The organism is Nonomuraea sp. NPDC048892 (genome assembly GCF_040649735.1).
Taxonomy (GTDB): Bacteria; Actinomycetota; Actinomycetes; order Streptosporangiales; family Streptosporangiaceae; genus Nonomuraea; species Nonomuraea maheshkhaliensis.
The window spans coordinates 290,360-311,066 of the sequence record NZ_JBEZFZ010000001.1; the positions used below are offsets into that span (position 1 = coordinate 290,360).

Here is a 20,707-nt window from a genome sequence, read left to right on the forward strand (position 1 = left end):
TCGTCGAGTCGACGGACTACACCTCGGTGACCGCGGACCTATCGCTACCTGCAGTGACGGCCTTCCGTTTCAGCTGGCTGCCAACGATGCAACCCAGGAGGACCGAACAAATGCCTTTCGATGACTACCAGCGGGAGAGCTCACGGCGGATAGACCAGCAATGCGAAATGGTCCGTCGCTCCAACGAAGAGTCGGCACGTAGACGCAATCGCGAAGATTGGCGTGCCCGCCGTAACAGCGACGAGGACGACTTGAGCTTCGGGACACAAGTCATCCTCGCCATTGTGGCGCTCGCTGTCTTCTTCCTCGTGGTATACCCGCAGTTGCCCCACCGCTGAGGAGCCGACAATCCCGATAGTCGAGCGACTGGCTCAGCAACGACGGTGAGCCAGAGGAGCCACAGTAATTCCCGAACAACCGTCCGTCGCACCACTGCGGGCCAGAGCCAGAGCCAGGGTGATGACCTCGGACGAGGGGGTCATGGCCATGCCCGCAGTTCCGCGCCGCGTGGGTCGTTCGCCACGGTCTCTTCCCTGTCGATGATCTTCGTGGTGCGGTGGGTCACGTCGTAGCGGTTCCAGCCGGGGTCGCCGGTTCCGGCGAAGGCGATCCAGGACGCGTGCGTACGGGCGGCGAGGTCGGCGGGTGGCTCGTCCGGGCCGAGCAGGGCGTCGGGCCCGCGCAGTCCGGGCAGGGCGGTGGCGTCGAAGACGAACGGCAGCTCCACGGTGTGGGCCGCGCCGAGTTCGCCTCCCAGTGCCGGCGAGCGCCAGGCGAAGCTGTAGACGTAGGTGGCGGATGAGCGATGCGCGGCGTGCGCGTCGGCCAGTCGCCGGTTGCCCACGCGGAAGAGGGCGTCGCCCATGATCGCCGAGCGCAGCTCGCCGCTGGACGCGAGTGGCCGCGCCTTGCGGTAGGTCTCGACGAGGTGGCCGGGCTCGGGGTGGGAGCGGGTCGCGGCGGCCGTGACGTCGGCGTCGGTCGAGGAGGACAGGGTCCCGAACGGCGCCAGGTAGAGGTTGCCCTCCTCGGTGGTGGTGCCCGCCAGCAGGTCCACGGCGGCTCCGCGGCCGGCGGCGACAGCCTCGGCGGGCTGCTGGTCGAGCACGACGCTGAACGGGCTGAGCCCGATGAGCGGGTCGTAGTGGGTGGCGGTGCGCAGGTCGATGCCCGACAGTTCGGGAATGACCTCGACGAGGCGCCGGTCGGGGACGTCGGCGAAGGACTCGGCGCGGGGCTCGACGCCCAGTGCCGCGGCGGCGGCGCGGGTCACACGGGCGGCCTGCTCGGTGGTGAAGGCTCCGAGGCCGCTGCCACTCTGGACGATCGCGCGGCGGAACAGGCCCTCCGCCTCGGGCGTCGCCAGCACAGCGCCCACGATCGTGGCGCCGGCGGACTGGCCGGACAGCGTGACGGTCCCAGGGTCGCCGCCGAACGCCGCGATGTTCTCGCGTACCCAGCGCAGGGCGGCGATGACGTCGAGCAGGCCCCGATTGTCGGGTGCGCCGGGCAGGTGGAGAAAGCCCGGGATGCCGAGCCGGTAGTTGAGGGTGACGAGGACGACTCCGTCTCGGGCGAAGGCGGCGCCGTCGTACAGGGGCGACCGGGTGGATCCGGCCACGAAGCCGCCTCCGTGCACGAAGACCAGCACGGGCAGGCGCGCGTCGGCGGCGGCGGTCTCGGGTGTCCACACGTTGAGGGTCAGGTAGTCGTCGCCGGTGATCCAGCCGGGTCCGAAATATGGGGACATATCTAGGCGACCGAGTTTGCGTTCGGACTGCGGCGCGTTCGATCCCGGCTCGGTGGCGTCCCTTGTGCCCGTCCATGGGGCGTGCGGGCGCGGCGCCTGGAAGCGGCCGGCGCCCACCGGGGGCGCGGCGTACGGGATGTTCAGGAAGACGACGGAGTCGTCGCCGCGCCGTCCCCGGACGGTGCCCTGCGCGGTGACGACGTCCACGTGCTGCTTCATCAGATTTCCTCGAAGTACGGTGAGAACGGGGCCCAGCCCTTGACGGCGAACCCGCTGCCCTCCCTGATCACCTCGGCGGCGCCGTGCCCGCCCAGGTGCGCGGGGATGACCAGGGCGTTGTTGTCGGCGGCCCAGCCGAAGACCTTGGCGCGGGAGGCGCGGGCGGCCGCGGGGTCCTCGCAGAAGCAGCTGTTGACGTCCGGCTCAATGAACTGCACGGGGCTGTGCATCATGTCGCCGACGAACACCGCCCGGTCCGCGCCCGACAGCAGGGTGAGCACGGACGATCCCGGCGTGTGCCCGGGCGCGAGGTCCAGGCGCAGGTTCGCGTCGATCTGGTACGAGTCATCCCACAGCAGGGTCAGACCCGCCTCGTGGACGGGCAGGACGCTGTCCTCGAACACGTTCTGATTGCCCCGCCCGAAGACCGACTTGTGGTCGTTGGCCGGGTTCCAGAAGTCGAAGTCGGGCTTCGGCATCAGGTACGTGGCGTTGGGGAAGGTGGGCACCCAGGCGCGGTCGTCCTGAAACGTGTTCCAGCCGACGTGATCGATGTGCAGGTGGGTGTTGACGACGAGATCGACGTCCTCGGGCCGGACGCCGGCGCGGGCCAGGTTGCCCAGGTAGCCGGTGTCGAGGTAGCTCCAGACCGGCGCGTAGGGTCGGTATCTGTGGTTGCCGACGCCGGTGTCGACGAGAATGGTCCTGCCTTCGCTGCGCAGGAGCCAGGTCTGGATCGCGCTGTTGACGATGCCCGTTTCCGGGTCGAGGAACTGCGGCGCCAGCCAGGAGGAGTTGTCCTCCCAGGTCCGCGGCGAGGTCTCGGGGAAGAACTGCTCGGGCGTCATCCCGACCGGGCCGTGGTGCTCCCAGACGCGGGTGATCGTCACCTCGCCCAGGGTGATCTGGTCGACCGTTTCTCTGACCATGGGGAATCCTCCGTTGGATGGGTGGGGTGCCGGGGAACGCCTCCGCCCGACCATCGTGCGTGGCGGCGGCGGATCATCGGTATCCGTCAGATGACTGCACCCGATGTGACCGAGCGCGCTGGATGTGGCCGCCCCGTCGCTGCCGGCACTCGCTCGCGGCATGGTGGCGGCGGGTCGGTGGTGGGGGCGGGCTCGGACGAGGAGGTGGGTGATGAGGGGTGAACGTGCGCACGGACGTGCGGCGGGTCTCCCTGCCGCGGATGAGCCGGCGATCGTCGCACGGGAGCCGATGAGTGTCGAACGGGAGCCGTCGAGTCTCGGGCCTGAGCCATCGGGCCTCGGGGCGGAGCCGTCGATCGTCGGGCGGGACGCCGAGGTCGAACGGCTCGCCCGGCTCATCCGGGTCGGGGCCGGTATGCCGCACGACGGCGACCTGCGCGAAGCCGACGTGCCGCGTGGCGGTGTTCTGATCGTCGCCGGTGAGCCGGGGGCGGGCAAGAGCACCCTGCTGGAGGACGCCGCCCGCCGCGCCGCTCATGCGGGTCACCGTGTGCTGCGCGCGACCGGCCGCGAGTCGGAGCGAGATCTCGCCTTCGCGGGGCTCCACCAGCTTCTGCGGCCCGTACTGGACCAGGCGGACGCGCTGCCCGAGCGGCAGCGCCGGGCTCTGCTGGGGGCGTTCGGTTTCGAGGACGCTCCCGGCGCACCCGACGATCCTGACGTACGCGACGCTCGCGACGTACACGATGCTCCCGACCTACACGACGCGCCCGACGCTCCCGACGTACACGACGTACACGACGTACACGACGTACACGACGTACCGAACGAACCCGAGCCCCTGCTGACAGGACTCGCGGTCCTGACCCTGCTGTCCCGGCTGGCCGACCATGCGCCCGTGCTGCTCGTGGTCGACGACGCCCACTGGATCGACGCCGCCTCCGCCGGCGTGCTGTCCTTCGTAGCCTGGCGGCTGGACGACGACCCGGTCGCCCTGCTCGTCGCCGTACGCGACGACGAGCCGCTCTCCGGGTTCGAGCACGCGTTCCCGGCGATCACGCTGGCGCCGCTCGACGACGCGACGTCCCGCCGACTGCTCGGCCTGCGCGCGCCGGAACTGCCGGCCGGGGTCCGCGAACGGGTGCTCGCCGAGGCCGCCGGCAACCCGCTGGCGCTGCTGGAGCTGGCGAAGGCCGCCCGTTCCCGCGACCCCGGCGACCTCGATCCTGGCCCGTTGCCGGTCGGCGAGCGGCTGGCGGCCGGCTACGCCGCCCAGGTGGCGGAACTGCCCGAAGCCTGCCGCCGTACGCTGCTGCTGCTCGCGGCCGCCGACGTGGAGGATCCCCCCGACGCCGTCCTCGCGCTGCTGCCCGACACCGGCGACAAGACGTGGATCACCCTCGAACAGGCGGGGCTGATCACCCAGGCCGGCCGGCGGGTGCGGTTCCGCCATCCGCTGATCCGTTCCGCGCTCTACCAGTCCGCACCCTTCGACGCCCGCGCGCAGGCCCATCGCGCGCTCGCCGACGTCCTCGGCGACGAACCGGACCGCCGCGCCTGGCATCTCGCGGCGGCCACGCCGTACCCGGACGCGGAGGTGTCGGCCGCCCTGGAGCGTACGGCGGACCGGGCCCGTCGCAGGGGCGGCTACGCGGCGGCGGCGAAGGCGCTGGCCCGCGCCGCGGAGCTGAGCCCCGTGCCCGGCGACGGCACGCGGCTGCTGGTCGAGGCGGCCGGCCTGGCCGTGCTCACCGGCCGCCTGGCCTGGGTGGAGGAGCTGGCCGAACGCGTGCGCGCCCGTACCGACGACCCCGCCGTACTGGCTGCCGCGACCCTGCGCGTCGGACGGCTGACGGCGCTGAGCCGGCAGCACAACGCCGTCTTCGCCGAGCTGATCGGGATCGCCGACGATCCGGCGGCCACGCACCCGGCGACCGCGCTGGACGCGCTGGCCGCCGCAGCCGTGCTGCGCTTCTACTCCGGCGACGAATCGCAGCGGCGCGAGATCGACCGGATCCTGCCGCGCCTGCCCGACGGCCCGCTGCGTGACTGGGTACGGATGGTGGCGGACCCGTTCGGCGCCGGGCGCCGGCTCGTCCCCCGGCTGCCGGGCATGATCACCACGGCCAGGGACCATCCGGAACGACTGACCGCGCTCGCCGTCGCCGCCTGGATCATGGACGAGACCGCGCTGGCCGTACGGACGTTCGACGAGGCGATGCGGTCATGGCGGGTCAGGGGACCGATCCCCGACGGGATGGGCGGCGTGGCGGCGCTCGCCTATTTCGAGTACGGCCGCTGGGCGCAGGCGCGCGAGGTGTGCGCCGACATCGGCGCGCTGGCCGCCGGGAAGCTCGACCACGCGGCGGCATGCGTGCTCGCCACCGACGCCATGGTGCTGGCCGCCCAGGGCGACACGGGCGAGGCCCGCGCCCTCGCCGAGCGGGCGTTGCGCCTGGTCGATCCGCTGGAGAGCCGATCGGTGGCCGTGCACGCCCGCCGCGCCACTGCTGCCGCCGCCGCGGCCGAGGGTGACTACGAGAGCGCGTACGAGCAGTACCGGACGCTCTTCGACCGCGACGGAGATCCCGTCCACTACCACGCCTCGTACCCGGCGCTGCCGGAGCTCGCCGCGGCGGCGGCGCGTACCGGCCACTCCGCCGAGGCGGCCGAGATCGTCGAACGTTCGGCCCGCGCCCTGACCGAGGGCGGATCCGACCGCCTGCGTGCCCTCGTCGAACGCAGCCGTGCGCTGCTGGCCGGCCCGGAGCAGGCCGAACGGGCTTTCCTGGCCGCGCTGGCGGAGCCGGCGCTGGAACACCGGCCCTTCGAGCAGGCCCAGACGCGGTTGGAGTACGCCGAATGGCTGCGGCGGCGGCGCCGCATCGCCGAGGCGCGACCGCACCTCGCCGCCGCACACGAGGTCTTCGCCCGGCTGGACGCGCGCCCGTGGGCCGAACGCGCACGGGCCGAACTGCGGGCCGCCGGTACGGACGTCACCGTGCCGGACGCGCTGGGCCTGGCCGAGCTCTCCCCGCAGCAGCGGCAGATCGTCCGGCTCGCCGCCCGCGGGCTGACCAATCGCGAGATCGGGGAGCGGCTCTACCTCTCGCCGCGGACTGTCGGCTCGCACCTTTACCGCGTGTTCCCCAAACTGGGCGTCACCACCCGCGCCCAGCTACGCGACGTGGTGGACGCGGGCGGCGTACCCCGGGACTGACACGCGGCGGCGGAATCGGCACGATCTTCACCAGTGCGGGTGCCGGGCCAGCCATCCGAGATGCCCCTCAGAGGGCGGCGTGAGGCAGATAGTGCTCGCCGAGGATGTGCGACACGAGCCGGCCCCGACTGCGTACACCAACCTTGGCGAATAGCGACTTGAGGTGGTCCTGCACAGTACTGGCGGAGATGTGCAGCTCGGCGGCGATCCCGGCGGACGGCACCCCCGCGATCACCCGCTGCAGCACCTCCCGCTCGCGCGGGCTGAGGGCGTACGCGAGCATCAGCATTTGCGAGATCTCCGAGGTCGGAGCCGCCTGGATGACTACCGAGACGTCCCCTTCGCGGCCACCCTCCAACGGAGACCCCCAAAGCGACAACCACCGCCCGGTACGCGACCGTACCCGCGCATGGGCTTCGGCGCCGTGACCGGCACGAGCGGCCGCCGCCACCTCGTGCACAGCCATCCGGTACGGCGACAGTTCGTCCAGCTTTCCCCGCCCGGCCTCGTTCGCCGCCAGCACCACTCCACCCCGATCCACGATCAGCACCCCAGGACCGCCCGAATCGGCGCTCACCCCCACCCCAGCACCAGGCCGGCACGCGGCCCGCCGCAGCGCCACCGCGACGGAAGCGGAGACGGCCCGCACCAGCTCAGCGTCACCGTGCGTGAAATCGGGCCGTCCACCGTTCCGGAACAGGGCCACCCCGCCCCAGCACCTGCCGTCGGCCACGAAGACGGCCCGCAGCTCATGCCGCGCGCCGATGACGGGCAACACCGACCGGTACCGGTGGCTGACCTCAGGATCCCCACCGGTGCTCTGTCCGAGGATCGCCACGGTACGGCCGGACCGGGCCAGGTCCGCGAACTTGTCCACGTCCGCGACCAGGTATTCGTTGGGCGCCGCGATGGCGGCGGCCGAGGGGATGCCGTCGGAGACCTCGTCGGTGATCAGCAGCGTCCACGGGTCGATCGTGCCGAAGCAGAACGCGTCCTGGGGAATCACGCGACGCAGCCGCTCGGCGATCCTGGCTCGCAACGTCCGCGAATCCAGGTCGAGGGAACAGATCGCCACAATGTCGCGTACGGCTTCACGCTGTGCGACAGAAAGCCCCATGTGCTGACAGCCTACCGACCGTGCCTTGAGCGAGATCCCAGAAATCTGGGATGCCGAAACCAAGGTCGGGCCCCTTACCGTGGCGATCGATTCGTACCTGTTCTGAAGAAAGGACCCTCGTGACCCTCCCCTACCTGGCCCAGGCCGCCGACCACGAGCAGTTGGAATGGCTCGGCGGCGGCATCATGCAGATCCTGCTGGACGCCCGGCACACGGAGGGCCGGCTGACGATGTTCCGCTCGGCGGCCCCCGAGGGCTCCGCCGCACCGGTCCACGTTCACGCCGACGAGGACGAGATCATCGTGCTCCTGTCCGGCAGCGGCATCGTCTGGGCCGGCGACCAGCGTTACGAACTCTCCGAAGGCGGCGTCGCCTTCCTGCCGCGCCGGGTCCCGCACACGTACCGGATCACCTCACCGACGGCGGACATGCTGGCCGTCAGCACGCCCGCAGGCATGGAAGGCTTCTTCCGCACCGCCGGCCGCGCCCTCTCCCAGCCCAAGCCGGAGGGCTGGACGATCACCCCCGCCGACCTGGCCGCCGCAGCCAGAACCCACGGCCAGACCATCCTCGGCCCACCCCTCGCCACCGACGACCCGATGCCCGCCGCCTACCTCGACTGATGGCGTCGAATCGCCATACGAGCGATGACCATCGTGGCCCGCTCCAACCGAGTCCCGGCCGAAGAAGCCCTGGCCGAGGACCTTCCGTGGCTCACCTGGCTTCCTGAGCACGAGCGGCTGCAGTGTGTCCGCGAGCTCCTCGCCCACCTACGGGCCAGAGCGGACACCGGGGAGTTCCTGCCCTATGCCCGCACCCGCCGTTCGTGGAGGTCCACCGCTCTGGTCTGGAGCGACCCGGAGATCGCCCGCGACCTCGCCGACCCGTTCGACGGCAGCGGCGGGCAGCTCGTCGACGGCGCCGAGTGCTGAGCAGCCGGGTGGTGCGCTGCATGGTGCTGCCCGTGACGGTCTCGGTCGTCACGGTGAGCTGGCGGGCGCGCCGATCGCGGTCGAAGAAGAGGCTGTAGGAGACGGCCAGGCTGCCGTTCCAGCCCGCGCGCAGGCCGAGCAGCGTCGGCCCGTTTCCCGACGATCCCGCCCCGACCTCGCCCCGCCAGGCCCGCGTCACCGCGAAGCCCTTGTCCGGGTAGAGGACCACTTCGGCGGCGGTCTCGGCCTCGGCGTCCACCTCCACGCCCGCCATCGGCCCCGCGCCCAGGGACGCCGACCCGGCCGCTCTGGCGCTCAGGCCGATCGCCGCGCGGTTCCAGCCGTCCGGAGGCACGACATGGCTGAGGACCTCGCGGGCCGAGCTCGCGTTCGGCCGCTCGTACACGAACGTCGCCGCCGCGTTCGCGGCGATCGAGCCTTCGAGGCCGGGGCCGATCTCGTTGATCCAGCTGCCGCCGTCGATCCAGGGGGCGAACGCGGAGGTGAAACGCCGGCCCGCACCCAGTTCGTACGACAGTGCGGCCGCGTACGTACGCTTCCCCCGTTTGGGATCCTTGACCTTCGTCGCCGTCGACCGTGCAGCCTGTCTGGATCAAGAGGGGCAGGGCTGCCAAGAAACATCTGCGGAGCTGAGCCATCGCCTGACCTCCCCACGCCCGTGGCCTTTCTCAATATGGCTGCTCCCCCGGTCGCCGGTAAAAGGAGTATTCGGGGTGGAGGACCGATATAGCGGCTTCGTCCAGCCGAATGCCGGGCCGGGTGCTTTGTCGGTGGCCACCAAAGGTCGGTGCCGGGTTCAGCGGATCCGATGAACTGCTGGACGGTGTCGTCGTCGCAGGATGCTGGTATGACGACGACCTTGGTGATCAGCGGTGGCACGGTTCACGACGGCAGTGGCGGCCCCGGCCGGGTGGCCGACGTTCTGGTCGAGGGTGACCGGATCACCGCCGTGCGCCCCGGCGTGGGCGAACTCGACGGCGTGCCGGTGCTCGACGCGACCGGGCTGGTGGTCGCGCCTGGCTTCGTGAACGTGCTCAGTCACGCGTACTTCACCCTGGAGAAGGACGGCCGCGGCCTGTCCGACCTCTACCAGGGCGTCACCACGCAGGTCTTCGGCGAGGGCACCTCGATCGGGCCCCACACCCCTGAGCTGCGGGCGGAGCTCGAATCGGGCAACGCGCCGGACGATCCGCCGCTGGTGTGGGACCGGCTGTCGGAGTTCCTCGCCCATCTCGAAGGCAAGGGGGTCGCGCAGAACGTGGTGAGCTTCGTCGGCGCGCACAACCTGCGCATGATCGGGGCGGGTTCGGACGACCGGCCGATGACCGCGGCCGAGCTCTCCCGCGTCCGCGGGGTGCTGGACGAGGAGCTGGCCGACGGTGCCCTCGGGATCGGGTCGGCGCTCATCTACCCGCCGGGCTGCTTCGCCTCCACGGACGAGCTGGTCGCGCTCTGCGAGGTCGTCGCCCGGTACGGCGGCACGTACGTCTCTCATCTGCGCAGCGAGGGCGATCACTTCCTGGACGCCGTGGACGAGCTGATCACGATCGGCCGCCGGGCCGGGGTGCACGCGGAGATCTATCACCTCAAGGCCGCAGGGCAGCACAACTGGCCGAAGATGGCGCGGGCCGTCGAGCGCGTCGAGGCCGCCCGGGCGGCGGGGCAGCCGGTGACCGCCGACGTCTATCCCTATCTCGCCGGGCAGACCCAGCTCGGCTCCTCGATCCCGCCGGACTTCCACGAAGGCGGCCACGAAGCTCTCGCGTCCCGACTGGCCGATCCGGCCGAACGAGCCCGCATCCGCGCAGCCGTGACGACCCCGTCAGAGCGTTGGGAGAACCTCTACCTGGCTGCGGGCGGCGCGGACGGCGTCATGCTGCTCCCCGACCCGAGCGGGCCGGCGGTCGAGTATCGCGGGCTCAGTCTGCGGCAGGCGGCCGACCAGCACGGCACGGACCCGGTGGAGATGCTGCTGCGGCTGGTCGAGCTGGAGCCGACGCTGCACGCCATGTACTTCATGATGAGCGAGGAGACGCTGCGCACCGCGCTGCGCAACCCGTGGGTCTCCGTCGGTTCCGACGCGCCGACCTTCGCCACCGAGGCACCGTACGCCGACGTGCCCACCCATCCTCGGGCGTACGGGACGTTCGCCCGCATTCTCGGCCGGTACGTACGCGAGCAGTCCCTGCTCACCCTCGGCGAGGCGGTGCGCCGGATGACCAGCCTGCCGGCGGGCAACCTCGGCCTGCGGGATCGCGGCCTGCTCGCCCCGGGCAAGTACGCCGACATCGTGGTGTTCGACCCGGAGACGGTGGGCGATCACGCGACGTACGAGGAACCGCACCGGTACGCGACCGGGGTCCGGCACGTGGTGGTCAACGGGCGTCCCGCGCTCGCGGACGGCGTACCCACCGGGCAGCTCTCCGGCCGGGCCCTGCGGCGCGGGCGCTGACACCTGCAGTTCCGAAGGGCCTGACGACCTGCTGTTTCGAAGAGCGCTGTTTCAGGCGGTGCCGTACGTGTACATTCGCGGAAGATCCCGGGGAATCTCGCGCGTACGAGTCGCGCTTCAGGAGGAAATGCATGCACGCACGGCCGCGAATGCTCCTCGCTGTTCTGCTGAGCGTCGCGATCGCGTCCGCCGGGTGCGGCCTGAGCGGCGGCGGCGGCGTTTCAACGGCTGTATGTATGGACACGGCAGCGAAAGAAACCGCGAAACTCAGAAGCGCTGTGGAAGGATTGCTGCCGCCCGAGGTGGCCCAGACCATGACCGAGAACAATGGCTGCGATGCGGGCTCCAGCGATGCTTACCTTCTCTTCGAAGCAGGTCGCGCCGTGTCGGGGTACCAGTTGCTGGAGCCGTTCCGCGAGGACGAGTGGGAGGTGCGGGACGCGCCTACCGGCGATTGTTCCTACTGTGTCGCGGGCGTCAGCAAGGCACATGCCGGGCGGACGGTGGAGGTCTGGGTTTACGACCGGTCGAGCACCTCGCCCATGGAAGTCGAGGTGCGATCCCGCTGAGCGACGATTACTGGGAGGCCGTTTATGCCGTGCCGCCGCTCGACGAACTGGAGCGTCGCGACGAGTCAGCCGTTTTCGGATGGATCAGCCGTCACTTTCCGGCCGACGGGACCAAGATTGCCTGGGAGCGCGTCGAAGGCAGGCATGCGCACTGGAGAATCGCCGACGACCAGCGGCCGGCCGCCAAGGCGGCGGAAGAGGTGCGGCGGCGCTTGGGCCCGGGCTCCGTGGTCGAACACGTCGGCGACTCGCTCTCGCCTTATGGCGTGCGCTTCACCGATGAGAACGCCCTCGCGGTCGTGGCCGCGCTGCTCGAAATACCGGAGCACCACTATTTCCTCGCCGAGGACCGATCGTGGATCGTGGTCGTCACCATGGAGGGAGATCTGGACGTGTTGGACCGACCGCGATAGGTGACCCCGCGGCCCCCGTATGGGACGATCACTCGGGCTTATGCGCTCCACCCGCCCAATGGCTTTGCCCGCGTTGTCGTCGTGAGCGGAGGAAACGGTTGTGGGGAATGGCGGACAGGCGCTGCGGAGAAGGCACACGATGCGCCGGCCTGGAGCGGTGCTGCTGGTTGCGGTCGTCTTCGTAGGCGGATACTCGCTCGCCGGAATACTCGAACGTGAATATGTGGACTTCCTGTATGCGCGGACGCCCCCGGGAGAGGTCCCGTATCTTGCCGACACGGTGCAGTTGGCGGGCATGCGACTGTTCATGGTCGTGGGGATCGGGTTGTTGTCCCGGTTCACGTCCTACCGGCTGCGCGATTCGTTGCTGGGTCTCATTCCGGTCTATGGCGAGATCCTGCTCATCAAGCTGTGCTGGCGGGCGGTGTTCTTTCCCTATGTGGACTGGGTGCCGCGGGAGAGTGAGCGCGAGGGGCTTGAGGCCACGTCCGGACGGGCAGCGGCAGGAGGAAGGGTGGTCTGGCTGCGACGGCGGAGTGAGCAACCGGGCTGAGCGGCCCGAGCCGCGGCATGGTGATGCGCGAACAGCTGGGCCGCTCAGACCTGATCAGTGGTGGCGGGCCGGCGAACCATACGCAGCCGGGCTCACGTCCAGCTCCGATACTCGTCGGCGGGCAGAGGATGATCGACCGGGACGACGCGCGAGTGCACCGCCGTCAGGCAGCCGGGGCAGAACAGTTGCCGGAAGACGATCTCCGCGTCCACGTACTCCCCCGGGTCGGGCCAGATGTGCGGACCCGCCTCCGCCGGCGGCGAGTCGCGGCGGGCCAGGCCCGTGACGAACGCGCCGCCCGCCATCGGCCCGATCCAGGTGCCGCAGTGCACGCAGACCACGGTTCCGCCGTCCGGTGACGACGACGATGGTGACGGGGACGGGGACTCCACGACGGCGAGGTTGTCGTCGAGTCGGCGGGCCGTGGTCAGGTCGGGCGCGCCGATCGGGGTGAGCCGCGTGCCGGACAGGCCGGCGTCGGACGCGCGGCGGTGCCGCAGCTTCTCGCGGGTCTCGTCGGTCGCGGCCGGGTCCACCTCGCCGTCCTCGTCGAGCACGACGCCGTAGACGTCCCGAGCCGCCCGCACCGAGACGCGGGCCTGGCGCACGTCCTCCCCCACCTGCCCGGCCGGCCGCAGCAGCGGGTCGCCGTAGCCGCCGCCCGCCTGCCAGTGCAGGTAGAGGGCGTCTCCGACGCCGAGCGTCGACTCCCCTTCGCAGGGCAGCACCTCGGTCTCGCCGCCGAGCTCGTCCAGGCCGGCGGGGATGGTGGCCGTCCGGGCGAGCTGGGGCGTGTCGATGCCGCGTACGACCAGGTCGAGCTGGGAGTTGCCCGGGTAGCCGCCGGCCAGGCCGACGTTCTGGTTCGCGACCTTGCCGGTGCCGGAGACGACCAGCGACATCGTCCCCGTCTGGGCAGGATGCTGGACGTAACAGACCGAGCCGCTCATCCCGCCCCGCTGCCGGCCCGGCCCGCCGGAGTCGGTCTGCTCGCGGCGCCACAGGGCGACGAGGGGGTAGAGGTACTCGGTCATCTCGACGTCAGGGGCCCGGGCGGAGGGGATGATGAGCCTGCCGCCGGTGTCGACGCCGTCGTAGTGCACCTGGGCTCCGTAGCCGCCGGCCATGACGTCGAAGACGGGCGAGACGAAGCCCTTGGCGCCGCCGCCGCGTTCGTCCACGCCGGAGACGACGCACAGGTCCGTGGTGCCGTTGCAGATCGACTGGACGTCGCCGCGATGGTCGGGTTCGGCGTCCAGCATCCTGGCCAGCACCTCGGCGACCAGGTTGCCCGCTCCCCACGCCGGCCCGAACGGCCCCTTCCCGACCGCGGCGGGGAAGGACGCGTTGGTGATGGTGTCCTCGTCGGTGATGATCTCGAAGCAGCGCATCAGCCCACCGGCCGCCCACGGGATGTCCCCGGCCAGCAGAGGCAGCATGGTGAAGACGATCCCGGCTCGTAATCCCGGGTACGGGCAGTTGATGATGCCGGTCTGCCCGGCGGTGCCGCGGAAGTCGAAGACGAGCCGATCGGCTTCCTTGGTCATCGCGACCTTGATCGCGTGCAGGCCGCGGTCGCCGGTCTGCGACTGTTCCTGGTAGCCGACCGCGGTCCAGGTGCCGTCGGGCAGGGTTTCCAGCTTGGCCCGCAGCCGGCGTTCGGCGTCGTCCATCATCCGGCGCATGACGATCTTGACGGTGTCGGCGCCGTACTTGGCGATGAGCCGCAGGATCTGCTCGGCCGCGTTCTTGTTGGCGGCGATCTTGGCCCGGAGGTCGAGACCCACCAGGTGCGGCAGCCGCGAGCGCCGGACCCAGGCGTCGGCGACGTCCCGTTGCAGCACCCCGCCGCGCACGACCTTCAGCGGCGGCGTCGGCACGGCCTCGCCGAACACGTCCTGCGCGGACGGGCTGAACGAGCCGGGCCGGGGCCCGCCCAGGTCCACCTGGTGCGCGATGGCGGTGGTCCAGCCGAACAGCTTGCCCTCGTGGAAGATCGGCGCCAGGATCGCGGCGTCGTTCTGGTGCAGCCCGCCGCCGATCCACGGGTCGTTGCAGAGGAACATGTCGCCCTCGGCGATGCCGGGATTGTCGCTGCGGTTGCGCAGCGTCCAGACGATGGCCAGGTCCATCGAGCCGATCAGGCCGATGTTGTACGTGCCCACCTGCACCTGCTCGCCGAGCTCGTCGCAGATGGAGAAGTTGAAGTCGTTGGACTCGGTGACGACGTGCGAGCCCGACATCCGCCGCAGGGTCTCGCCCATCTCCTGCGTGATGGCCCAGAGCCGGTGCCGGACGACCTCGTAGGTGAGGGCGTCGACCTCCCCAGCATCGTCCACCTGGTGCAGCGACAGCGCCGGCGAGATCTGCCGCAGCAGCTCGGCGCGGGGAAGGGGCCTGCTGGTGAACTCGTCCGCCCCGGGGATCCTTGATGCCATGGAACGTATCCTCACTGGTAGCTCAGCACGAGGTTGCCGAGGCGGTCGACGCGGCCGGTGACGCCGGCGGGGACGACGACCACGGTGGTCGGCACGTCGACGACGGCCGGGCCGACGAGCTCGTGGCCCGCGCGCAGCCGGGCGTAGTCGTAGACGGGGGTGGGCACGTAGCCGAGCTGCGAATCGAGGCAGACGGAACGTTTCTCGACGAGCGCGGCGGAGGGGTCGGGGCCGTCGGCCGCGGGGATCTCCGGCAGCCCGACGGGGAAGCCGAGCCCGGCCTTGGCGCGAACGCGGTAGGTGATCGCCTGCACGCCGGCCTCGCGGTAACCGGCGCCGCTGCCGTTGATGCGCTCGTACTGCCTCTCGAAGCGTTCGAGGATCTCCTCGCCGGTGCGCTCGGTGAATAACGCGTCGGGGACGGCCGTGGCGAGTTCGGTGACCTGCATCGAGTAACGCAGATCGACCTCGCGCTGCAGCGTCACGTCATGAAATTTCACCTTCTGCTGGTCGAGGCCGCGCTGCAGGTCGGCCTCCAGCCGGGCGAAGTGCGACTCCAGCACCGCGTGATGCACGGGGAACGACGACGGGTCGGACAGCTCGGCGCTCAGCACGACGTCCGAGGCGGCCAGCCCGTACGCGGAGAAGGCGGAGGCGACCGGGCCGAGCGGCACGACGACCTCGCTGACGCCCAGGTCCTGGCAGTAGCCGGCGCAGTGGGCCGGTCCCGCTCCGCCGAAGGCGTAGACGACGAAGTCGCGGGGGTCGTGTCCGGCCTGCACGACGGCCCGGCGCAGCAGGTCTCCGGCCTGCGCGTTCTGCACCTCGTGGATGGCGATGGCCGCCTCCTCGACGGTGAGGCCGAGCGGCTCGGCCACGTGCTCGCGGATCGCCTCGCGCGCCAGGTCCAGCCGCAGCGGCTTGCGCCCGCCGAGCAGCCCGCGCTCGCTCAGGATGCCGAGCACCAGGTTGGCGTCGGTGTTCGTGGGCCGGGTGCCGCCGTTGCCGTAGCAGGCGGGGCCGGGGACGGCCTCCGCGCTCTGCGGGCCGAGCCGCAGGTTGCCGCCCTCGTCCACGGACGCGAGCGCGCCGCCGCCCGAGCCGATGGTGTGCACCCGGATCGTCGCCGCGTTGATCGGGAACTGGTTCACGATCGAGCCGGGCGCCATGACCGGCTCCCCGTCCACGATCAGCCCGGCCAGGAACGTCGTGCCGCCGACGTCGGTGGTGATGACGTTGCGGTGCCCGAGCTGCTCGGCCAGGCGCATGCCGCCGACGACGCCGCCGGACAGGACGGAGCCGACCGTGGTGATGGCGTGCTCGGGAGCCCGGTCGGCGGTGATGGTGCCGCCCTCGCTCTGCATGACCAGCAGCGGCCCCTTGAGCCCGCGCTCCTCCAGCTGCTTCTGCAGCGGCAGCAGGTACGTGCGCAGCCGCGGCCCCACCTGGGCGTTCATGATCGTCGTCGAGGTTCTGGCGAACTCGCGGATGCGCGGGCTGACCTCGGAGGAGAGCGTGACGTACATGTCGGGGGCGATCTCGTGGATCAGCTCGCGGACCCGCTGCTCGTGGGCCCCGTTCTTGAACGACCACAGCAGGCAGACGGCGATGGCCTCGACCCCCTGCGCCACCAGGGTGCGGGTAACCTGGCGGACCTCGTCCTCGTCCAGCGGCACCAGGACCGTTCCCGCGTAGTCGATCCGCTCGGTCACTTCGAGCGCCCGGTACTTCGGGATCAGCGGTGCGGGCTTGCGCTGCCGCAGCGTGTCCTGGATCTCGTGGGCCGAGCGGCCGAGCGTGCGGCCCTCGGCGTTCATGATGTAGATCGCGTCCCTGTGCCCCTTGGTGGCGATGAGCCCGACGTCGGCCACCTGCCCCTGGACCAGGGCGTTGATCGACGCCGTGGTGCCGTGGGCGATGTAGTCGGTCTGCGCCAGCAGCTCGCCGACGCCGATGCCCAGCTCGCCGGCGAGGTCCTCGATCGCGCGCATGACGCCGACCTCGCGGTTCGGCGGGGTCGTCGGCGTCTTGGCCGACACGATGCGGCCGGCCCCGTCGGAGGCGACGGCGTCGGTGAACGTGCCGCCCACGTCGATGCCCAGTGCGTATGGCATGTGCGTTTCTCCTGGTGATCTTTACCGCTGGTGGGCGATGACGCGCCCGGTGACCGTGTGCAGGAGCTCGCGGGGGCGGGCGTCCGCGCCGCCCATCCAGGCGACGTGCTGGTCAGGGCGTACGAGCAGCAGCGCGGTGGGATAGCGCTCGCGGTGGTCGCCGGGCAGGTCGGCCACGGTGAGGGGGATCCCGAGGTCCCCAGCGGCCTCGGTCCAGGGGGTGACGTCGATCGCGGGGTCGGTGCGCAGCAGGGTGAAGTCGGGCCCGAGCACGTCGAGCGCCGAGCGGCCGTCGGCGAGCCAGACGTGCGGCAGCCGGAAGCCGGGCCTGGCCCGTTCCTGGTAGTCGCCCATGGTGATGGCCGCCTGCTCCTCCCCGCCGGCCACGAGGGGGGAGCCGGCGTAGTGATAGCCGAAGCTGAAGCCGTCGGGTGAGTACCGGTGCGGCTCGGTGATCGCGAGCCGCTCGGCCAGCTCGGCGCGGGCCTTCTCACCTTCGGGGCCCGGCAGGTGGATGTCCGGCGAGACGTCCGCGAACGACTTGCGCGCCGCCGCCCCCACGGCGCCGGCGAACTGCTCCCCCACGGGCTTGCGCTCCAGCTCGTACGCGCTCAGCAGCCCGGGCGGCGCCCACCCGTGATGCACGGCGGCGAGCATCCAGCCCAGGGTGGCCGCGTCCTGGATGCCGGCGTTCATGCCGAACCCGCCGACGGGGATCCAGATGTGGGCGGCGTCCCCGGCCAGGAACACCCGGCCGTCCTGGTAGCGCTGGGCGACCAGCTTGCGTCCGGTCCAGCGCACGACGCCGAGCACCTCGTGCTCGACCGGGCCGCCTGCGGCCTCCTCCAGCAACCGCTGGGAGTCCTCGGCCTCGGTGTCGTGATCGGGAGGGAAGGCGGCGTGGTTGAGCCAGTGCTCGCCGCCGTCGATGGCGATCAGCGCGGCGGGCCGGCGACCGTAGGTCCAGTACGTCCACGCCCGGTCCTTGGCCGCCAGCCGGCCCAGTTCGGGTGAGCGGACGAAGGTGGAGACGAACCGCTGGATGGCGTCGATGCCCTCGTACCGGATGCCGAGCGCGCGCCGGACGGCGCTGTGGGCCCCGTCGCAGCCGATCACGTACGCGTGGCGGAGGGTGCGGCGGGTGCCGCCGGACTCCACCACCGCCTCGACGTGGTCGTCGTCCTGCCGCAGCTCCACCAGCCGGGTGCCCCGGTCGAGGGTGATCAGCGGGTGCCGGCTCGCGTGCCGTTCCAGGATGGGTTCGAGGAACAGCTGCGAGATGCGGTGCTGCGGCTCCGGCGTGGGCCAGTCGTCCCGGCCGGCGCCGGCCAGCACGTCGCCGGCCGACGGCAGGTCGATGCGGAAGATCTGCTCGCCGCGCAGGCTCGTCCGGTACTGGATCGAGGTCGGGTAGTCCTCCGGCAGGCCGGCCCGGCGGATGTCGTCGGCCAGCCCGAGCCGCCGGAAGATCTCCATCGAGCGGGCGGAGGTGGTGTTGCACCGGGGGTTGACGCTCCGCTCCTCCGTGGCCTCCACGACGTGGCACGGCACGCCGCGCCTGGCGAGGTCGATCGCGAGGGTCAGACCGGTGGGGCCGGCGCCGACGACGAGGACGGCCGGCTCATCGGGGGTGGTGGGTTGCGGTGTCATGCGCTCAGGAACTCCCCTACCAGGGTGCAGAACTCATCCGGCCGGTCGACGTGGATCCAGTGCCCCGCCCCCGCCACCACCTCAAGGCGGCCGTGGGGCAGGGCTGCGGCGAGCCGCTCGGAGACCTCCACCGGTTGGACCCGGTCCCGCTCCCCGTGCAGGGCGAGGACCGGGGTGGCGATAGTACCGGGATCGACGGGCGGCGGCCCGCCCGCGACCTCGGCGAACATCGATCGGAAGGCCGCTTCGGCGCCGGGGCGCAGGGCCTGCTCCAGCCGTAGGCCGGCCAGGTCGTCGAGGAGGTCGCGGTGCACGCTCTCGTCGGCGACCAGGCGGGCGAGGGTGGCGCGCATGGACGCCTTCGTCGGCTCATCGTAGAAGGGGACGGTACGCGGCAAAGGCCCCGTGCCCGCGCCGCCCATGAGCACCGCGCGCCCGACCCGGTCGGGCGCCGCGGCGAGGAGGGCGAGTGCCGCGGCGCCGCCGGCGGCCGAGTTGCCGACGACGTGCACGCGGTCAAGGCCGTGCTGGTCGAGCAGGGTGAGGACCTGCCAGGCGCGGGACCGCGCCCACGCCCGCGGCCCCCGGAGGCCGGCCGTCCCGTCGCCGCTGATCCGCGTGCCGAAGCCGAGCAGGTCGGGCGCGAGGCAGTGGAACCGGGCCGCGAGCCTGGTCCGCACCCCCGTCCAGTTGCTCGCGGCGTCCACCCCCGGCCCGCCGCCGTGCAGCAGCACGAGAACGGGTCGCGCGCCCGCCTGCTCCGTCATCATGCTTCGGCCACCGCCGCCCTGGGCTCGGGCGAAGCGTCCTCGGTCGTACGCCGGAACCGGGTGAGCAGGAACACGGCGGCGGCCCCGATCAGGCCCGGGATCGCGAAGACCTGGAACATCGATCCCGGGGTCCAGCCGGCCTCCAGCAGGAATCCGGCGATCAGCGGCGCCAGCACGGCGCCGAGCCGGCTCACCGCGACGGCCAGGCCGAGCGCCGTCGCCCGGGACTCGGCCGGGTAGAGGCTCGGCACGATGACGTTGATCCCGGACACCGAGCCGTTCAGGAACAGCCCGACCAGCACCGCCACGACCAGCGCGGTGGCCAGCGTGCCGAGCGAGAACGAGAAGAGGATGAGCATGAGCGCGCCGGCCACGAAGTACGCCGCCGTCAGCCGGCGCGGTTCGAACCGGGAGGCCAGCACGCCCAGCAGGATCGCGCCCGTGACGCCGCCGAGGCTGAACAGCACGCCGCCGCTGATGCCCTGCTGGTTGGACATGCCCGCCTTCAGCAACAGGCTGGGCGTCCACGAGCTGCCGAAGTAGAAGACCAGCTGCGCGATGGTGAACGCCACCCAGACCAGCACGGTCCTGACCGCGTTACTGCCGCGGAACAACGACTCCAGCGCCACCTTGCCCGCCCCCGACCCCGATGGGGCCGGCAGGGTCTCGACGGGGGCGCGTCCCATCGACACCATGAGCCGGTTGAAGCGCTCCAGCGCGTTGGCGGGGCGGCGGGCGACGAGGTAGTCCATCGACTCGGGCAGGTAACGCAGGCCGACCAGGAGGAGGACGGCGGTGACGACGCTGCCGAAGACGAAGACCGAGCGCCAGCCGTACGAGCCGATCAGCAGGCTGGCCGCGATGCCGGCGATGACCGAGCCGATGCCGTACCCGGTGGTGATCAGCGCGACGACCAGCCCTCTGCGCCGGTTGCTGGCGAATTCGGAGGTGAGCACCGGCAGGCTGGCGGCCATCGCCCCGACCGCCGCGCCGGTCACCAGGCGGCTGGCGAGAAGCTGGTTGAAGTCCTGCGTGAGGGCCGCGGCGAGCATGCCCACCGAGGCCAGGGCGAGACAGAGGAGGGTGAGCCGGCGGCGGCCGATGCGGTCGGCGAGCGGCGCCAGGAAGAGCGCGCCGATGGCCATGCCGGCCAGTCCGCCGCTCAGCAGGACGCCCACGCCGGAGGCGGACAGGCCCCACTCGCGGGTGATCGTCGGCCCGACGTAGGAGGTCACCAGGAGATCGAACCCGTCCACCAGGTTGATCACGAGGCACAGCGCGACCGCCCTGATCTGGGCGGGACTCATCGGTGAGTTCTTGACCTGCTCGAGAACGTTCAAGGGAAACCTCGCTTGGTTGCGCGATGGTCGAAAAGCCCCCGAGGAAGCCTGGACCGGCGCCCATGAGGGCGCCGCAGGCCGTGTATGTAGCGTTCGCTCTACAACAGTGGGGGTGCGCCGGCGGTGCCGAGGACGTCAGGGGCGCCCGTGCCCACCGGCGGGGATGAGCGTCAGGCCGCGTCACGGTCAGCGGTGTGGACGGCTCGCTCGGTGAGCGGGG

16 protein-coding genes are annotated in these 20,707 nt (G+C 71.4%); 8 read left to right on the plus strand and 8 right to left on the minus strand.

The window, feature by feature from the left end:
- Positions 1-110 precede the first annotated feature (110 nt).
- A complete protein-coding gene (locus AB0C28_RS01405) occupies positions 111-338 on the plus strand; it encodes a hypothetical protein (RefSeq protein WP_357840170.1) in 228 nt (75 codons plus the stop codon).
- Positions 339-478: 140 nt separating this feature from the next.
- Here AB0C28_RS01405 and AB0C28_RS01410 read toward each other — a convergent pair whose 3' ends face one another.
- Together AB0C28_RS01410 and AB0C28_RS01415 are read right to left on the minus strand one after the other, a co-directional pair.
- Entirely contained in the window at positions 479-1,969 is a 1,491-nt protein-coding gene (locus AB0C28_RS01410) for a carboxylesterase family protein (protein WP_358072642.1), read from the minus strand.
- Complete coding sequence (locus AB0C28_RS01415) at positions 1,969-2,898, minus strand: MBL fold metallo-hydrolase (RefSeq protein ID WP_357840164.1); 930 nt, start codon at positions 2,896-2,898, stop codon at positions 1,969-1,971. The genes AB0C28_RS01410 and AB0C28_RS01415 overlap by 1 nt, the downstream gene beginning before the upstream one ends.
- A 289-nt stretch (positions 2,899-3,187) precedes the next feature.
- Between AB0C28_RS01415 and AB0C28_RS01420 the strand changes: the two genes are divergently transcribed.
- Positions 3,188-6,118 carry an AAA family ATPase gene (locus tag AB0C28_RS01420; RefSeq protein WP_358072644.1) on the plus strand — a complete coding sequence of 977 codons (2,931 nt, stop codon included), beginning with the start codon at positions 3,188-3,190 and terminating at the stop codon, positions 6,116-6,118.
- Between the two features lie 67 nt (positions 6,119-6,185).
- On the opposite strand, the gene AB0C28_RS01425 is transcribed toward AB0C28_RS01420, so the two are convergent.
- Positions 6,186-7,235, minus strand: a complete 1,050-nt coding sequence (locus AB0C28_RS01425; protein ID WP_358072646.1) for a LuxR C-terminal-related transcriptional regulator — start codon at positions 7,233-7,235, stop codon at positions 6,186-6,188.
- Between the two features lie 119 nt (positions 7,236-7,354).
- On the opposite strand from AB0C28_RS01425, the gene AB0C28_RS01430 reads away from it, so the two are divergent.
- The 6 genes from AB0C28_RS01430 to AB0C28_RS01455 all read left to right on the plus strand — a co-directional run bounded on the left by AB0C28_RS01430 (position 7,355) and on the right by AB0C28_RS01455 (position 12,175).
- Positions 7,355-7,858, plus strand: coding sequence for a cupin domain-containing protein (locus AB0C28_RS01430; protein ID WP_357840154.1), 504 nt, complete (start codon positions 7,355-7,357; stop codon positions 7,856-7,858).
- Between the two features lie 24 nt (positions 7,859-7,882).
- Complete coding sequence (locus AB0C28_RS01435) at positions 7,883-8,167, plus strand: hypothetical protein (RefSeq protein ID WP_357840151.1); 285 nt, start codon at positions 7,883-7,885, stop codon at positions 8,165-8,167.
- Positions 8,168-9,035: 868 nt separating this feature from the next.
- Entirely contained in the window at positions 9,036-10,640 is a 1,605-nt protein-coding gene (locus tag AB0C28_RS01440) for a D-aminoacylase (RefSeq protein ID WP_358072648.1), read from the plus strand.
- 131 nt (positions 10,641-10,771) lie between these two features.
- Positions 10,772-11,209 carry a hypothetical protein gene (locus AB0C28_RS01445; RefSeq protein WP_358072650.1) on the plus strand — a complete coding sequence of 146 codons (438 nt, stop codon included), beginning with the start codon at positions 10,772-10,774 and terminating at the stop codon, positions 11,207-11,209.
- Positions 11,210-11,238: 29 nt separating this feature from the next.
- Positions 11,239-11,622 carry a hypothetical protein gene (locus AB0C28_RS01450; RefSeq protein WP_358072652.1) on the plus strand — a complete coding sequence of 128 codons (384 nt, stop codon included), beginning with the start codon at positions 11,239-11,241 and terminating at the stop codon, positions 11,620-11,622.
- A gap of 157 nt (positions 11,623-11,779) precedes the next feature.
- Positions 11,780-12,175 carry a hypothetical protein gene (locus AB0C28_RS01455; RefSeq protein ID WP_357840139.1) on the plus strand — a complete coding sequence of 132 codons (396 nt, stop codon included), beginning with the start codon at positions 11,780-11,782 and terminating at the stop codon, positions 12,173-12,175.
- A gap of 92 nt (positions 12,176-12,267) precedes the next feature.
- Here AB0C28_RS01455 and AB0C28_RS01460 read toward each other — a convergent pair whose 3' ends face one another.
- The 5 genes from AB0C28_RS01460 to AB0C28_RS01480 are packed head-to-tail and all read right to left on the minus strand — an operon-like array spanning position 12,268 to position 20,454.
- Positions 12,268-14,613, minus strand: a complete 2,346-nt coding sequence (locus tag AB0C28_RS01460) for a hydantoinase B/oxoprolinase family protein (RefSeq protein ID WP_358072654.1) — start codon at positions 14,611-14,613, stop codon at positions 12,268-12,270.
- Between the two features lie 11 nt (positions 14,614-14,624).
- Positions 14,625-16,727 carry a hydantoinase/oxoprolinase family protein gene (locus tag AB0C28_RS01465; RefSeq protein ID WP_358072656.1) on the minus strand — a complete coding sequence of 701 codons (2,103 nt, stop codon included), beginning with the start codon at positions 16,725-16,727 and terminating at the stop codon, positions 14,625-14,627.
- Between the two features lie 21 nt (positions 16,728-16,748).
- Positions 16,749-18,377, minus strand: coding sequence for an FAD-dependent monooxygenase (locus AB0C28_RS01470; RefSeq protein WP_358072658.1), 1,629 nt, complete (start codon positions 18,375-18,377; stop codon positions 16,749-16,751).
- Complete coding sequence (locus tag AB0C28_RS01475) at positions 18,374-19,147, minus strand: alpha/beta hydrolase (protein ID WP_357840129.1); 774 nt, start codon at positions 19,145-19,147, stop codon at positions 18,374-18,376. Before AB0C28_RS01475 ends, AB0C28_RS01470 begins: the two co-directional genes overlap by 4 nt.
- Entirely contained in the window at positions 19,144-20,454 is a 1,311-nt protein-coding gene (locus tag AB0C28_RS01480) for an MFS transporter (RefSeq protein ID WP_358072660.1), read from the minus strand. The genes AB0C28_RS01475 and AB0C28_RS01480 overlap by 4 nt, the downstream gene beginning before the upstream one ends.
- Between the last annotated feature and the right edge of the window lie 253 nt (positions 20,455-20,707).